The organism is Actinomadura violacea (genome assembly GCF_017573465.1).
GTDB lineage: Bacteria > Actinomycetota > Actinomycetes > Streptosporangiales > Streptosporangiaceae > Spirillospora > Spirillospora violacea.
The window spans coordinates 1-13,974 of record NZ_JAGEPF010000052.1 but is presented as its reverse complement, the minus strand read 5'-3'; the positions used below and the strand labels follow the sequence as shown (position 1 = coordinate 13,974).

General features: G+C 71.2%; 17 protein-coding genes. 9 read left to right on the top strand and 8 right to left on the bottom strand.

Annotated features, from left to right (window positions below):
* Positions 1–87: 87 nt before the first annotated feature.
* Both J4709_RS50325 and J4709_RS50320 read left to right on the top strand, forming a co-directional pair.
* The gene (locus J4709_RS50325) at positions 88–984 is read left to right on the top strand and encodes a metal-dependent hydrolase (protein ID WP_208252641.1); all 897 of its coding nucleotides are present in this window, start codon (positions 88–90) and stop codon (positions 982–984) included.
* Between the two features lie 86 nt (positions 985–1,070).
* Positions 1,071–1,916, top strand: a complete 846-nt coding sequence (locus J4709_RS50320) for an amidohydrolase family protein (RefSeq protein ID WP_208252640.1) — start codon at positions 1,071–1,073, stop codon at positions 1,914–1,916.
* A 14-nt stretch (positions 1,917–1,930) separates the two neighbouring features.
* On the opposite strand, the gene J4709_RS50315 is transcribed toward J4709_RS50320, so the two are convergent.
* The gene (locus J4709_RS50315) at positions 1,931–2,293 is read right to left on the bottom strand and encodes a DoxX family protein (protein ID WP_208252639.1); all 363 of its coding nucleotides are present in this window, start codon (positions 2,291–2,293) and stop codon (positions 1,931–1,933) included.
* A 376-nt stretch (positions 2,294–2,669) separates the two neighbouring features.
* On the opposite strand from J4709_RS50315, the gene J4709_RS50310 reads away from it, so the two are divergent.
* The 4 genes from J4709_RS50310 to J4709_RS50295 all read left to right on the top strand — a co-directional run bounded on the left by J4709_RS50310 (position 2,670) and on the right by J4709_RS50295 (position 7,175).
* Positions 2,670–3,431, top strand: a complete 762-nt coding sequence (locus tag J4709_RS50310) for a hypothetical protein (protein WP_208252638.1) — start codon at positions 2,670–2,672, stop codon at positions 3,429–3,431.
* Positions 3,432–3,662: 231 nt separating this feature from the next.
* A complete protein-coding gene (locus J4709_RS50305) occupies positions 3,663–4,259 on the top strand; it encodes an RNA polymerase sigma factor (protein ID WP_208252637.1) in 597 nt (198 codons plus the stop codon).
* 10 nt (positions 4,260–4,269) lie between these two features.
* Positions 4,270–5,379 carry a hypothetical protein gene (locus J4709_RS50300; RefSeq protein WP_208252636.1) on the top strand — a complete coding sequence of 370 codons (1,110 nt, stop codon included), beginning with the start codon at positions 4,270–4,272 and terminating at the stop codon, positions 5,377–5,379.
* Between the two features lie 116 nt (positions 5,380–5,495).
* Entirely contained in the window at positions 5,496–7,175 is a 1,680-nt protein-coding gene (locus J4709_RS50295; RefSeq protein ID WP_208252635.1) for an SEL1-like repeat protein, read from the top strand.
* Between the two features lie 18 nt (positions 7,176–7,193).
* Here the strand turns inward: J4709_RS50295 and J4709_RS50290 are convergent, their stop codons facing one another.
* The 5 genes from J4709_RS50290 to J4709_RS50270 form a co-directional block, all read right to left on the bottom strand.
* The gene (locus J4709_RS50290; RefSeq protein ID WP_208252634.1) at positions 7,194–8,015 is read right to left on the bottom strand and encodes a YncE family protein; all 822 of its coding nucleotides are present in this window, start codon (positions 8,013–8,015) and stop codon (positions 7,194–7,196) included.
* A gap of 96 nt (positions 8,016–8,111) precedes the next feature.
* Entirely contained in the window at positions 8,112–8,981 is an 870-nt protein-coding gene (locus tag J4709_RS50285; RefSeq protein WP_208252633.1) for a TIGR03619 family F420-dependent LLM class oxidoreductase, read from the bottom strand.
* Positions 8,978–9,508 carry a nuclear transport factor 2 family protein gene (locus J4709_RS50280; RefSeq protein ID WP_208252632.1) on the bottom strand — a complete coding sequence of 177 codons (531 nt, stop codon included), beginning with the start codon at positions 9,506–9,508 and terminating at the stop codon, positions 8,978–8,980. The genes J4709_RS50285 and J4709_RS50280 overlap by 4 nt, the downstream gene beginning before the upstream one ends.
* A gap of 78 nt (positions 9,509–9,586) precedes the next feature.
* Positions 9,587–10,027: a VOC family protein gene (locus J4709_RS50275; protein ID WP_208252630.1), complete on the bottom strand. Its 441-nt coding sequence runs from the start codon at positions 10,025–10,027 to the stop codon at positions 9,587–9,589.
* Between the two features lie 26 nt (positions 10,028–10,053).
* Positions 10,054–10,725, bottom strand: a complete 672-nt coding sequence (locus J4709_RS50270; protein WP_208252679.1) for a formylglycine-generating enzyme family protein — start codon at positions 10,723–10,725, stop codon at positions 10,054–10,056.
* A 105-nt stretch (positions 10,726–10,830) separates the two neighbouring features.
* On the opposite strand from J4709_RS50270, the gene J4709_RS50265 reads away from it, so the two are divergent.
* Positions 10,831–11,376, top strand: a complete 546-nt coding sequence (locus J4709_RS50265; RefSeq protein ID WP_208252628.1) for a hypothetical protein — start codon at positions 10,831–10,833, stop codon at positions 11,374–11,376.
* 249 nt (positions 11,377–11,625) lie between these two features.
* Here J4709_RS50265 and J4709_RS50260 read toward each other — a convergent pair whose 3' ends face one another.
* On the bottom strand, positions 11,626–11,823 hold the full coding sequence (locus tag J4709_RS50260; RefSeq protein WP_208252627.1) for a DUF397 domain-containing protein: 198 nt from the start codon (positions 11,821–11,823) through the stop codon (positions 11,626–11,628).
* On the bottom strand, positions 11,820–12,632 hold the full coding sequence (locus J4709_RS50255; protein ID WP_208252625.1) for a helix-turn-helix domain-containing protein: 813 nt from the start codon (positions 12,630–12,632) through the stop codon (positions 11,820–11,822). Before J4709_RS50255 ends, J4709_RS50260 begins: the two co-directional genes overlap by 4 nt.
* A 44-nt stretch (positions 12,633–12,676) precedes the next feature.
* Between J4709_RS50255 and J4709_RS50250 the strand changes: the two genes are divergently transcribed.
* A complete protein-coding gene (locus J4709_RS50250; RefSeq protein WP_208252624.1) occupies positions 12,677–13,153 on the top strand; it encodes an ATP-binding protein in 477 nt (158 codons plus the stop codon).
* Between the two features lie 26 nt (positions 13,154–13,179).
* Entirely contained in the window at positions 13,180–13,431 is a 252-nt protein-coding gene (locus tag J4709_RS50245; RefSeq protein ID WP_208252622.1) for a hypothetical protein, read from the top strand.
* Positions 13,432–13,974: the final 543 nt, after the last annotated feature.

Below are 13,974 nucleotides of genomic sequence, written 5' to 3'. Positions count from 1 at the left end.
GAACGCACGAAGCACCGCACCCAGGCCCCGGAATTTCGTCGTCCCGCCAATAGAAGCGGGTTTTTCCCGTGTGGTTGCGTGGGCCGCATGGGAATCACCGACGAACGCCACCCTGCGATCAGGCCGCGCCGGGTGACGTTCGACTGGACCGGAACGCCGCTGCACTGGATCCCCGGCGCGCCCGTCGCCTCGCATTTGATCAATTACTTCCAGATCCTGCTGACGACCGGCGAGAAATGGTTCGTCCAGTGCGTGCAGGAGGCGGCGCCGCACATCACCGACCCGGTCCTGCGCGCCGAGATCAAGGGGTTCGTCGGGCAGGAGACCGTGCACTCGCGCAGCCACCAGGGCGTCCTGAACGACCTGCTGGCCCGCGACGGCATCGACACCCGGCCGATCATCGACGGCGCGCTCGGCGGCCTCGCCGAGCGCGCCGCGCTGATGGCGCGGCTGGCGGAGTCGGACCAGCGCCGGTTCCGCCGCCGGCTGCTGTTCGAGCTCGGCGCGATCAGCGCGATCGAGCACTACACCGCCGTCCTCGGCCAGTGGATCATCGACAACGACCGGCTGGACGCCTGCGGCGCCGACCCCACCATGCTCGACCTGTTCCGCTGGCACGGCGCCGAGGAGATCGAGCACCGCTCCGTGGTCTTCGACGTGTACCGGGCGCTCGGCGGCGGGTACGCGCTGCGCTGCCTGACCTGGGCGGTCGCGGTGGCGCTGCTCGTCCGGACGCTCGTCGCGGGGACGTTCGAGCTGCTGCGGCGCGACCCGTCGGTCACCCGGCCGGTGACGGTCCGCCGCGTGTTCCGGTCGTACCGGCGGTCGGTGCGGGCGGGGCACATCTTCGGGCTGGGCTCGCTGCTGCTGGAGGGCCGCGTCTACCTGCGCCCGTTCCACCACCCGTCGCACGTCTGCTCGACCGAGGTCGCCCTGGAGTACCTGAGGCGCTCCCCCGCCGCCAAGGCCGCCGGCTACGCCTGAGAAGCCGGCTCCGCCCCGGGATTCCATTAGCCAAGCTAAGAGGTAACGTGGGCGGGTAGCCAAGCAAGCATATGGTTGGGGGGACGATGGAGTTCGTCGACGCGCACGCGCACTTCTGGGACCTGGGCGCCAACGAGGACTGGTACCCGGGACTGAAGGACTTCTTCCCCGAGGTGTACAGCGACTACCTACCGGACGACCACCGCGCCGACGCGGCGAAGGCGGGCGTGGACGTCACCGCGGTCGTGCACGTCTCCGCGAGCTCCGCGCCGCGCGCCTACCTCGCCGAGACGGGCTGGCTCGACGGGCTGCACCGCGCCGACCCGGCCCGCCCGGCCGGGATCATCGGCGGCCTCGACCCGCTCCGCTCGCCCGGCACCCTGGAGCAGGATCTCGACGCCCAGGCCGCCGCGCCGGCGTTCCGCGGCGTCCGGATGCTCACCGGGATGGACCCGGCGGCCGAGGTCAGCGCCCGCGCGCTGCGGCTGCTCGCCGACCGCGGCCTGGTCTTCGACCAGATCATCCGGCCCGCCGACGCGGACGCCTTCGTCCCGCTGCTCGCGGGCGCGCCCGACCTCGCCGTCGTCGCCGAGCACACCGGCTGGCCCGAGCGGGACGAGCCGTTCGCCGACTGGCGCGCCGGGATGGCCAGGCTCGCCGCGCTCCCGAACGTGCACTGCAAGATCTCCGGCCTCGGCATGGCCCTGCGCACCACGGCCGTCGCCGACCTGCGCCCTTACGTGGAGAGCTGCCTCGAACTGTTCGGCGTCGGCCGCTGCTTCTTCGCCAGCAACTTCCCGGTGGACGGCGTGGGCGGCACCTACGCCGACCTGCTCGCCGCCTACCAGGAGATCACCGCAGGCCTGACCGGCGCCGAGCGGCAGGCGCTCTTCTCCGCCAACGCCCGCGACCGCTACCGCCTCGCGGGCTAGGCGCGTCGCGCCGGTCAGAAGCGGCCCCAGGCGACGAAGGCGGCCATGACCAGGTACGTCACGTTCGCCAGGACGGCCGTGCGCTCGTGGCGGCGCAGGTGCGTGACCATCGCGCCGACCATCAGCAGCACCCAGCAGACGGCCGTCACCGGGACCATGACCGGCGCGACGCCGACCGCGGCGGGCACGATGACGCCGACCGCCGCCAGCACCTCCAGCGCGCCGAGCGACTTGACGAAGGCGACGGTCGCGCCGCCTGTCCACCCGCCGCCGGGGGCCGCGGCCAGCTTCTCCTTCGGCACGACCAGCTTCGTGACGCCGCCGAAGAACATCACGGCCGCCAGCAGCCCGGCGACGATCCACAGCGCGAGGTTCATGGGGTGCTCCCTCCCGGAGTCAACGTGTCGCCCACAGGACACCGGCCGCCGTCCCCCGCGTGACGCCCCCCGCCCGTGACCCCCGTCACGGCCCCCGCATCCGAGTCGCGCGGCCCCCATTGACCACTCGTCCAGATCATCTACGGCACCGCGATCTCCTCGCTTTGTATTCGCCCATCCAGGTAGGGCCGAAGTTGCCATCACCCCGTCGTCACGGACGATCAGCATTGGCCGTGCCCATGGGGGGCACGGCGGCGACCGTCCTGGGACGGATGAAAATCGCGCGGACCCGAACTCTTCTCGGTCACGCCGAGCTCGAGTCGAAATCCCGCGATCGTTCATCGTTCGTCGACGGTCCCGACAAAAGGAGACTGCCGTGCAGAAAGACAGAGGCCACCCGGTCTCGAACGCTCAGGCCACGTGGTCTGAGTTCAACTCGGCCGCGTACCACGGCGACAACTACCGCATCATCCGGGGCGACGACCGGACGATGCTCCTGACCACGGTGGAATGGTTCGCCAGGTCAGGGGCGCAGGGCTGCCACGGATTCGACGCCGGAGCAGGAGCCAACCTGTATCCGGCGCTGGCCATGCTGCCGTTCTGCGACAAGATCACGCTCCTCGAGTTCTCGCCCACCAACGTCCGCTACCTTCGCCGTCAGGTGAGGAGGCTCGACGATTCGTGGGAGCAGTTCTGGGAGCCCGTTCGCCCGTTCGCCGGAGGGCGGGACTTCGCGTGGGCGCGGCAGCGACTGGCCGCGATCACCGAGGTGACACCCGGATCGATTCTCACCGGCCCTCCCGTTCGCGAGTTCACTCTCGGGACGATGTTCTGGGTCGCCGAGTCGCTCTCGAACCTCCCCGAGGAGTACGAGCAGGCGAACCACAACTTCCTCGGAGCCCTGACTCCAGGGGCGCCGTACTGCGCGGCGTACATGGAGAAGTCCGAGGGCTACGTGGTGGACGGGATCCGCTACCCCGCCACGCCCGTGGGCAAGGAGGACGTGACCGGCTCCCTCAGCCCCCGCTCCAGCGAGTTGGCGGTGCGACACTTCGACCCCGACCCCGCTCCCATTCGTCCCGGTGAACCCGGGTACCTCGTGGCGACGGGAAGGGTGAAGGAGGAAACGATCAGCTGACCTGACGAGGTCGGCCACCCTAGGGGCCTCCCGGCGCGGTGCGAGACGAGTTCTCGCGCCGTCCACCGGGAGGCCCCATCCCTTGTCGGCACCGATGCGCCCGTGACCCCCGTCGCGGCTCCGGTGCGGTGGCGCGCGGATCCGAGGGAACCCGATCGCGGGATCGGGGAAAAGCGGGTGAAGCGCACACCGCGTACGGCCGGGCGACCGGCTGCCAGAGACGGGAGCCTTATGACCGTGACCACAGGGCACGGCGTGAGCGACGCCGATGTCATCGAGCAGTCCCGGCGGGAGCCCGGGGCGTTCGCCGCGTTGTACGAGCGGCACGCGCCCCACATCAGCCGGTACGTCGCCCGCAGGCTGGGCGACGACTTCGCCGATGACGTCACCGCCGAGACCTTCTACCGGGCGTTCGAGAAACGGCGGCTCTATGACCCCGGGCGCCCGGACGCCCGGCCGTGGCTGTACGGGATCGCCGCCAACGTCATGGCCCAGCACCACCGCAGGGAGACCCGGATGCTGCGGGCGTTCGCCCGCAGCGGCGCCGACCCCGTCGCCCAGACCTACGGCACCCAGATGGACGGCGCCGACGACCGGCTGACGGCGACCGGCCTGCACCGCCCGCTCGCGGCGGCCCTCGCCGGGCTGAGCCGGGCGCACCGCGAGGTCCTGCTGCTGATCGCCTGGGCCGACCTGTCCTACGAGGAGGCGGCCGAGGCGCTCGGCATCTCCGTCGGGACGGTGCGGTCGCGGCTGCACCGGGCCCGCAAGAAGGTCCGTGCCGCGCTCGGTGACGCGGATCCCCTGTTCGTCGCAGATGAAGGCTGAGGTGCCGACCGTGAACGACCTCGATCTGGTGCGCACGATGCGCGCCGACGCGCCCATCCCATCCCGGCAGCGCCTCGACAGCGGCCGGGACCGGCTGCTCGCGGCCATCGACTCCCCGTCCGCGGCACCGCACGCCGCACAGCCGCGACGCCGCGCCCGGGGCGTGCTGCTCGCCGGCGGGCTGGCCGCCGTCGCCGCCGGTGCCGCCGCCGTCGTCGCCGTCCAGGCGGACGGCTCCCCCGTCTCGCTGCACGGTGCGCCCGCCGCCCAGTCGGTCAAGTACGCCGACCCGCTGGTGGAGCGCGCCGCCTTCGGCTGGCTGCCCGGCGGCCTGCACGCCAACGGCTACGTCTCCGACCACCAGAACGAGAAGTTCTTCCAGGTCGTCGCGGAGAACGGGAAGAGCGGGGGCAGCGTGACCCTGACCGCGTACGACCGCGGTGGGGAACCGTCCCTCGGGTACCTCCCGGGCGGTGTCCCGGCCAAGCGGATCCCCGCCGCCGCCGTCAACGGCCACAGCGCCTACTGGATCTTCAAGCCGAGCCCGTCCGGGCAGTCGTCGTTCAAGCTGCGCTGGCAGTACGCCCAGGGCGCCTGGGCCGACCTCGAAGGCGACGGCCTGCGCGGGGACGCCGCCGCGCTCACCAGGACGGCGTACCGGATCGCCGGGGCCGCGACGTTCGGCGGCACGCGGCCGATCGCGATGCCCCTGCACGTCGACGGCGTGCCCGCCGGGCTGACCCCGGACCGGACGGTGCTCAACAACGGCGCGCACGGCGAGGTCGGCGCCATCGTCGGGTACTACGCGGGCGGGCCGTCGTCCAGCCTGGGGATCAGCGTCACCAAGTCGGACGGCACCATCGGCACCGCCGCGCCCGGCAAGCCCGGCGAGCCCGTCAAGGGCCTGCCCCGCCCCAACACGAAGCTGCGCGGATACCCGGCCTACCAGGCGCCGAGCTGGGTGCTGGTGTACGGCGTGAACGGGTTCGACGTGCGGATCGACGCGTCCGGCTCCGTCCTGGCGAAGGTCGACGAGACCGGCGGGGTCGCGGGGCTGTTCCGCAGGATGACGGTGTTCGGCCCCGACCCGGCGAACTGGACCACGAACCCGGTCAACTGAGCACCGGCGCCGGCGACCCGCCCGCCGGCCCCGCATGACGCGCGCCGCCCGTGACCCCCGTCACGGGCGGCGCACGCGGGACGACACGCCCGCGGACCGATGCCACGATCTTGGACATGGATCAGGACGAGACCCAGACCATCCGGAAATTCGGCGAGGACCTCGTCGCCGCCGCCCTCGCGGGCGACGCCAAGACCGCCCGCGGGTTCACCGACTACTTCGTGTTCGGCCACCACATCGACGAGGGGATCCCTTACTGGGAGCGGGCGGTCGAGGCGGGCGACGCCTTCTCCGCCTTCACCCTCGCCCGCTACCGCAAGATCCGCGGCGACCGCGCGGAGGCCGAGCGGCTCTACCGCCTCGCCGCCGACCGGGACGCCGGCTGCGCGTACGGCCTGGGCGTCCTGCTGCAGGAGGACGACGACCCGGAGGCGGCCCGCTGGTTCCAGGAGGGCTGGGACATGGGCCGCCTCGACTGCAAGATCGAGCTCGGCAAGCTCCTCGCCGCCGAGGGGAAGCCGGCGGAGGCGGCCGCGTTCCTGATGCAGGACACCGGGCTCGGCGACATCGCGGTCTTCCGGTGGGTGCAGCTCTTCGAGGGCGTGCGCGAGACGTTCGACGGGATCGCCGCCGCCCTCGACGCGGCGGAGGCGGCCGGGGACGGCGAGGCCGCCGTGGCGGCCGTGGAGCCGCTGGAGGACATGAACGGCGAGTTCAAGAACTATCCGGGGCTCGCCATCGAGGCCGGGGAGTACCTGCGCAGGGCCGCGGCGCTCAGCCCGGTGGCGCTCGTAGAGCACGCGATCCTCCTTGAGCGGCTCCCCGGCGACCGCTGGCCCGAGGTCCGCGACCTGCTCCTGCGCTCCCACGAGGCGGGGTACGCCGGCGCGGCCTTCGTCCTCGGCCTGTTCAACGAGGAGCGCGGCGAGCTCGCCGAGGCCGAGCGCTGGTACACGACCGCCGCGGAGGCGGGGCACCGGGCCGGGCGCCGGAAGCTCGCCGACCTGTGCCTGCGGCAGCGCCGCTTCGACGAGGCGGAGGCGTCGCTCGGGCTGCTCGATCCCGATGACGATGACATCGCCGACAGGCTGGCTCTGCTCGCCTCGCTCCGCGAGGACGGCGAGCCGTCCCCCGAAGAGGACCTGCGCCGGCTCCCCGAACTGCGCGAACGCGCCGAGGCGGGGGACGTCCGGGCGTCGTTCGAGTACGGGAGGCTGCTCTACGACTGGGGCGGTGGGACGGCGCGCTGGGCGGTCCGCTGGTACGAACCGGCCGCGCGGGCCGGCGACGCGGAGGCCGCCGCCGGCCTCAGCCGCCTCTACGAGGAGCTCGGCGACCCCTCCCGGCGCGACCGGTGGAAGCGGGTCGCGGCGGAGGCCGGGGACCTCGACGCCTGCTACTCCATGGCCTGGCTGTCCGAACACCACCACGACTACCAGGAGGCCGAGCGGTGGTTCGTCCGCGCGGCCGCCGACGGCAGCGCGCTGCACGCGATGATGGCGGGCAAGGCCCTGGCCCAGCGCGGCGCGTACGAGGAGGCCGAGCCGTACCTGCGCAAGGCATGGGAGGAGGGGCGGGACGAGGCGTTCGGCACCGAGACGGCGGGCTACCTCGGCCTCGTCCTGAACCGGACCGGACGCCACGAGGAGGCCGTCGAGCTGCTCACGCTGGCCGCCGCGACCTGGCGGGAGGACGTCAGGTCGCGCTACAGCTCCGACGACCTGCAGATGCTGTCCCGGATGCTGAGGCCGGAGGAGGAACTGGAGGCCGCCGAGCAGGCGCTCGCGGCCGGCTGACGAGCGGCGCCCCTGAATTCAGGACGTGGTCCGGCGGTAGTTGTAGAGGTACGTCGCGAGCCTGCCGGACACGGCGTCCAGCGCGTGCATCTGCGCGCCGTCGGACGTGGGCAGGAACGCCAGCCCCTCGGTCTCCGACCCCGAGGGCAGCGAGGACGCCCGGTCGAACACGTCGGTGACCTGGCCCGTGTCCGGGTCGATCCGGTAGATCGACTTGGCGTCGTTGTTCGAGGACGCGTACAGGTCGCCGTCGTAGATCTTGGCGCCCTGGACGCTGCCGATGGCGGTGCTCAGCGGAACGGTCTTCACCAGGTGCAGGTCGGTGAGGCTGTAGACGTTGAGCGCCGGCGTCGGGTTGTAGGCCGACGAGTAGACGTAGCCACGGGCCGCGTCCACGGCGACCCACGGCGCCCCGTCTGGCTGGACGCTGAGCGGCAGCGCGTACGCGGTGCCCGTATAGGTGAGCGTGGCCGCGTCATAGAGCGCGATGTAGGGGTGCTTGTAGTCGCTGCCGTCCTCGATCGGCGCGTAGATCTTGCCGTTGTAGTAGTCGATGTCGCCGATGTGGTTCGCGCCTTGCGCGGCGAGCTGCGCGGGGATGGCGAGGGGGTTGTTCAACAGGGTGGTCCGGCCGTCCAGGGTGACCCGGCTGAGCCCGAGCTTCCAGGAGAAGTACCAGGTGGTGCCGTCCGTCGCGATGCCCTGCGACCGCTGCAGCGCGTCGGTGAGGTAGTAGGTCTGCCGGGACGTCTGCTGCCACGTCTCGGCCGCCGAGGCGCCGGGGGTGGCGGCGAAGGCCAGCCCGGCCAGGGCCAGCGTGCAGGCGATGCGCCGTCGCATGGGGACTCCGCTCTCCGGGGGACTACGCCCCCAGATCATCCGCCGCCCCGCCGCCCACTGGAAGACCCCCTGTCCAATAGCGGCCGGGGCGCCGCATCACTCCCGCCGGTCCAGCCCCGCCACTTCCGCGAACGCCTCCAGCTGCTCCAGATAGTGCGCGAGGGACTCGTGGCGGACCGTCAGGTTGATCTGCGTCGCGCCCGCCTCCTCCGCCGTGGCGATCACCTCGGCGGACCGTCCCGGATCGCCGGCGGGGTCGAGCCGCTCCCCCGGAGTGAGCACGACGTCGAACCCGCCCGGCAGGTCGTACCTGCCGAGCATCCGCCGCATCAGCTCCGGAGCCGGCCCGCCGAACGACTGCGGCGCCGGCGCCCACCCGTCCCCGAGCGTCACCGCGCGGCGCAGCGCCCGCTCGCTGTGCCCGCCGATCCACAGCGGCACCCGCTCCTGCACGGCATGCGGATCGACCACCATGTTCTCGAACGCGTAGTACGGCCCCTCGTACGACACCGTCCGCCCGGACAGCGCCGCCCGCAGCGCCCCGAGCGCGTCGTCGGCGCGCGGACCCCGGTCGTCGAACGGGACGCCGAGCAGGTCGAACTCCTCCCGCAGGTTCCCGACCCCCAGCGCCAGCGTCAGCCGCCCGCCGCTGAGATGGTCGAGCGTCCCGTACCGCTTGGCGATCTCCAGCGGATGGTAGAAGGGCAGGACCAGCACGTACGGCAAGAACCGGAGCCGGCCGGTCCGCGCCGCCAGGAACGCGAACGTCGCCAGCGGATCGTAGAAGCGCTCCCCGCGCGGCAGCCCCGGCGGGACCGCGACATGGTCCGGGCAGGTCATGAACGCATACCCGAGCCGGTCGGCGGCCTCCGCCACCCTGACCAGCTCGGCCGTCCCGGCCGCCGCCTCCCACGCCGGGCGCCGTCCCGCGAGCGCCACGATCGGCGAGCTGATCCCGACCTTCACGCGCCCGCCCCCGTCCCGCGCAGCGCCCGCTGCAGCCGGACGAGCGGGTCGTCGCCGTCCCTCGTCCCGGCCGGGCCCGCGCCCTCCTTCGGCATCAGCCGTCCGGCGTCGGACCTCGTCCACTCCCGCACCGCCCACCGCTCCGCGATCGCCCACCGCCCGTCCCGCCGGGCCATGTGGTCGACGAACCGCACCCCGCTGGTGAAGTTCGCCCGCGGATCGTCGGCGGGCTCGCCCCAGTGCACGGACGTCCCGTACGTCTCGCTGATCGCCGTGTCGCCGAGCAGCTCGACCAGGTGGTTCGCGACGATGTGCATCGTCCCGCCGCGCCGCGCCCGCAGCTTCGGCTCGACCCACGCGATGTACTCGTCCAGCGTCCCGTCGAAGCCGGTGTGATGGTCGACGGCGTCCGGATGGTACGCCGACCGGACCAGCCCGAAGTCCAGCCGGTCGATCCCCCGGCAGTACCGCAGGACGACCTCGTGGATCTCCTGCCGATCAGCCCACTCGCTCCGCTGCGCACCCATGAGCCCCGAGTCTGCGCGCCCGACCCTCCACCCCACCCCAAGATCCCGCTCTCCGGGACGGGTCGTCGCGGCGGGCGCTCAGCCGCCCAGGCCGGTGACGGCGCCGCGGGCGTCGAGGCGCAGGCCCGGCGCCCACGCGATCTCCCAGCGGTTGCCCTCCGGGTCGGCGATGTACGCCGAACGGCCGCCCCACGACCGGTCCACCGGCTCGTGCACCGCGGTGGCGCCGGCCGCCACCGCCGCCGCGAAGCCGGAATCCACCTGCTCACGTTCGTCCACGTTGCAGATGAGCGTGATCCCCGACCACCCGGCGGGTGCCGGAGCACCGTCCGCCGCCTCCGCTGCCAGCTGATCCGCGGGATACAGCGTGAGCAGCACCCCGCCGAGCAGGAAGCCCGCCCACCCGTCGTCGCTGGACGGGAGTTCCTCCCACCCCAGATCCCGGTAGAACCGGCGCAGCCCGGACATGCTCCGGGCGCCGAGCGTCACGGCGGTCAAGCGAGCGGGCACCTCGGCCATGACCGAGATCATGCGCTCGCCGCGGGTCACCGATCAACCAAGCCGCGGCCACTTTCGCCAGAGCGTGCGACGCGGAACCCCACGTCGTCGATCCGGAACGTCGGATGGCTGCGCCGCCGCACCGACGCCCGGCAGCTCCAGTGCTCGTCGGCCCACCCGCCACCACGGAGAACGCGATAGGCGCCGTACACCTCGGCGTCGTAGACGTCCCAGCACCAATCCCAGACATTGCCCAGCATGTCGTACAGGCCCCACGCGTTCGGCCGCTTGCCGCCCACCGGCTGGATCCGCCCGTACGAGTTGCCCTGGTACCAGGCGACCTCGTCGAGTTCCCCGTACCGCGGGCCGGTGGTGCCCGCACGGCAGGCATGCTCCCATTCGGCCTCGGTCGGCAGCCTGTACCCGTCCGCCGAGGTGTCCCATTCGGCCGTCTCGGCGTCGGCATCCAGGTGATACGCGGGCGTCAGCCCCTCGCTGCGGGACAACGCGTCGCAGAACCGGATCGCGTCCCACCACGAAACACCCTCAACGGGCAGCCGGTCGCCTCGGGCACTACTCGGCCACAGGCCGGTGACCTGCGCGTACTGCGCCTGCGTGACCGGGAACGCGCCCATCTGGAACGGCGCGACCTCGACCGCCCAACTGCTCTGCGTCCGCCGGTCCGACAGCGTCACCCGCCCCGGCGGGACGGCGACCATCCCGTCTCCCGCTCCCGTATCCACCACGCGAACTTTATGCCGCCGCCCAGCTCCGGCGCCCGAACGGATCCTGGGGCGCGTTTCAGGTGTGTGAGACTGTACGCCGTGTCTGACGGCGTCCGGCTTGAAGCCGACGAACTTCTCCATGCACGCGGCCTGTTGGCCCTGGCCGACGAGGTCGGTGAGACGTTCGTCGGAGGCAGTTACCACTCCGACCTGATGACCTGGCGTGACCTGGACATCTACCTGAAGGCTCCCGAAGTCGACGTGGCCGAGTACTTCGCGTTCGGTGGCCGGGTCGCGCAACGCGTAGGCGCACGCAAGGCGTCGTTTCGCGACAACCGGGACGGAGCCGACACCGGACTGCCGCCCGGCTTGTATCTCGGCCTCAAGCAGGGCGACCCGCGCCAGGGGGCGTGGAAGTTCGACCTGTGGGCCGTGGACGCCGCCACCTTCGAGCACATCCGCAGCGGCGCGGAGGCGTTCGTCGCCCGACTCACACCCGAGTCGCGGACCGCCATCATTGAGATCAAGGCCGCCTACTGGGCGGACCCCCGCTATCGCGACACCGTCACCAGCGCCATGATCTACGAAGCGGTCCTGGCGGCCGGGGTGAGCACCCCCGAACAGTTCGAGCATTGGCTCGACTGAACGGCGAACCGGCGGGGTCGTCCAGGCAGGCACTCCCCGGCATCCCGCTCTCGTCCGACCGCCGGGTGCGGTTCGCCGGTCAGCCCACCCCGCGACCGAACCACGTTCACTGGCGGCGTGTCGGCCTCATAACGCGGCTCTTAAGGCCGACACGCCGCCACTCAACGATTGAGGCGGACGCGTCCGCCGCCGCGCCGGCGACTCCGATGCTCGTCGGACGACGTCCGGCATTCGGCGAGCGCGCAACTCCTACCGGAGGTCGAGGGCGCCGGAACGAATGCGGGCGAGCAGCGCCCCGAACTCCGCGCGCCCCACGGTGACCTGTCCGCCGCCCGGGTCCTTGCTGTCTCGGACTCCGACACCGCTCACCAATGCGGCCACCTCGACGCAGTTGCTTCCCTCATGGGTTCCGTTGCTGTAACTGGACTTGCACCACTGAGCTGTCATGTCAACGACTCCAATGCCCGTCGGATGACGTCCCTTGACTGGGCGCGGTTCAACGCGTCCGCACCGATGCGGTCGAGCCGCAGAGCGAGTTCGCGGATCTCCTTGGGACCTCGCATCAGTTTTCCACCCAGCGGTGCCTCCGTGAAGCCGATCAGCTCACGACCGATGGTCATGATCTTCATGGGACCGACGAGCCCGTGATGGAAACCCTGACTGCGAGGGACGATCTGCAGGATGACGTGCTGCCTCTCCGAGATCTCCAGTAGCCGCTCCAGTTGCTCGGACATCACCTCCGGCCCGCCGATCACCCGATCGATCACGTCCTCGTCGATCAGCATGGACAACTGCGGAGGGGCCGCCGATTGGAGAAGTTTCTGCCGAGCCATCCGCATGGCGACGGCCCCCTCCACATCTTCCACCGCCCCCTCAAGCGTGAACAGGGCGCGGGCATAATCGGGCGTTTGGAACAGACCTGGGATGAACGACCGCTCGTAGACCCGGATCATGGATGCCCGAGCCTCGTCCCTCAGATGCTGCATCTGCCACCGCGCGTCATGGACGATCTCGGCGTGGAAGGTGATCCATTCCAGCAGGCCGCCGGTCTCGTAGAGGGCGTCCAGGCCGCGGATCTGGTCTTCGTCGGGCCGGAGCAGGCCAGACTCCCAGTGAGAGACAGTCTGCCGTGCGGCACTCACCTCGCGGCCGACGGCGGCGCACGACAGGCCGTGCTTGGTCCGGAGAACGTGCAGGTAGACGGCGAACAGGTCCCACAGCGAGGAGGTGGGGTCGAGCTCGTCTCGGCGCGTCATCGCAGCTCCTCCAAATTCGATCTTGTCTCTCGTTGGCCAGATCCGTGGCCAACACAGCCGCGGCCGTTCACTCTGTGGTGGAACACCGAAAGATTCGCAGAAAAGGTGGTGATCGGGAAGTGGATGGCTTGGCGGACGCTTTCGAGTGCTGCCTCAAACCGATTCCGGAGGCGGCACGGGAAGCGCGGCAGCTCGTCTCGGTGGCGTGGGCGCATTGGGAGCTGGGCGACGACTACATGGCGCGCCTCGTGGTATCCGAGCTGGTCACCAATGCGATCACCGCGTCCGAGAAGGCCGGCGGCGACCTCGCGATAAAGGTCGTTTGCCGCCTTTCCGGTACTTGTCCGGTTATTGAGGTGTGGGACGGGAGCGACGAGCTTCCGGAGATGGGATATCCGGCGCTCGGCGACCTCGGAGGGCGCGGGCTGCCGCTGGTGGCCTGTCTTTCCGGCGGATGGACGGTGGAAAAACGTCCGGGAAAGGGGAAAATCGTGCGAGTCGAGCTGGGTGGGGCGGCATGACCCCGTCGCACGACTACCTTGAGTCGATGGCGCTGATCATCGGCGGCGCCATGACGATCTCGCTGATGTTCGGGATCCTGCTCGGCGCTGTCTTCGCGCCGACCCTGGACCGCGAAGGCGAACACCCCGGCCGCACCAGGGCCGTACAGGCCGATGACCTGCAAGTCCACCGGAGTGGCAGGACGCCGTCCTCGCACCGGGCCGGACAGGTGCGTGGCCGGCCGCTCGCGGGGGCGCCGACCGTCAGTCGAAGAGGACGCCCAAGAGCACGGCGATGAGCACCCAGGAACCGCACCCAGGACGAAGGCGACACCGCACAGGCCAAGGGCGGCGGCCACAAGCATTTGCACGGGAGCGACCAGGGGCGACCGGAAGCGCAGCAGCCGGGGCGCTCTGGCTTTCGCAAGCCAGAATCGGCGCTGCGGCCGCGCCTTGGAGGTCTACGTACGGGACACCATGTCGCGCTTCCAGCCGGCGCCCCTCCGCGTCCACATAGACGTGGTGCTGCTGCCAAGGCTGGTCGTACCTCTCGCTGTGTTCGTCGACATCCAGGCGAGTGGTGTGGCTGTATTCCGCGAGCGAGGCCGACCACACGAGCCACCGCGATACGCGCGGCCTCCCCTTTGCCGGGTCCACGCCGACATCCTGCGGCCAAAGATCGTCCGTCGCCGGAGCATGTTCTGGGCCAGGGGCAGCGGAAAAGGCTTAGGGCCGTCAGACCGGTTGGTCTGACGGCCCTGTTCGGCCACCTCACGGTTTAGGCCTTGTTGTAGGTGTGTTTGGCCCACAGGTAGGAGGCGGCGCCGATGGTGATGCACCAG

Coding starts and splice junctions, on each gene's coding strand:
- J4709_RS50245 (WP_208252622.1), top strand. CDS start 13,180: ATGGCGCTGATCATCGGCGGCGCCATGACGATCTCGCTGATGTTCGGG.
- J4709_RS50325 (WP_208252641.1), top strand. CDS start 88: ATGGGAATCACCGACGAACGCCACCCTGCGATCAGGCCGCGCCGGGTG.
- J4709_RS50315 (WP_208252639.1), bottom strand. CDS start 2,293: ATGAACCTCGCGCTGTGGATCGTCGCCGGGCTGCTGGCGGCCGTGATG.
- J4709_RS50290 (WP_208252634.1), bottom strand. CDS start 8,015: ATGCGACGGCGCATCGCCTGCACGCTGGCCCTGGCCGGGCTGGCCTTC.
- J4709_RS50320 (WP_208252640.1), top strand. CDS start 1,071: ATGGAGTTCGTCGACGCGCACGCGCACTTCTGGGACCTGGGCGCCAAC.
- J4709_RS50270 (WP_208252679.1), bottom strand. CDS start 10,725: ATGGTCGCCGTCCCGCCGGGGCGGGTGACGCTGTCGGACCGGCGGACG.
- J4709_RS50260 (WP_208252627.1), bottom strand. CDS start 11,823: ATGACAGCTCAGTGGTGCAAGTCCAGTTACAGCAACGGAACCCATGAG.
- J4709_RS50305 (WP_208252637.1), top strand. CDS start 3,663: ATGACCGTGACCACAGGGCACGGCGTGAGCGACGCCGATGTCATCGAG.
- J4709_RS50275 (WP_208252630.1), bottom strand. CDS start 10,027: ATGGCCGAGGTGCCCGCTCGCTTGACCGCCGTGACGCTCGGCGCCCGG.
- J4709_RS50255 (WP_208252625.1), bottom strand. CDS start 12,632: ATGACGCGCCGAGACGAGCTCGACCCCACCTCCTCGCTGTGGGACCTG.
- J4709_RS50280 (WP_208252632.1), bottom strand. CDS start 9,508: ATGGGTGCGCAGCGGAGCGAGTGGGCTGATCGGCAGGAGATCCACGAG.
- J4709_RS50295 (WP_208252635.1), top strand. CDS start 5,496: ATGGATCAGGACGAGACCCAGACCATCCGGAAATTCGGCGAGGACCTC.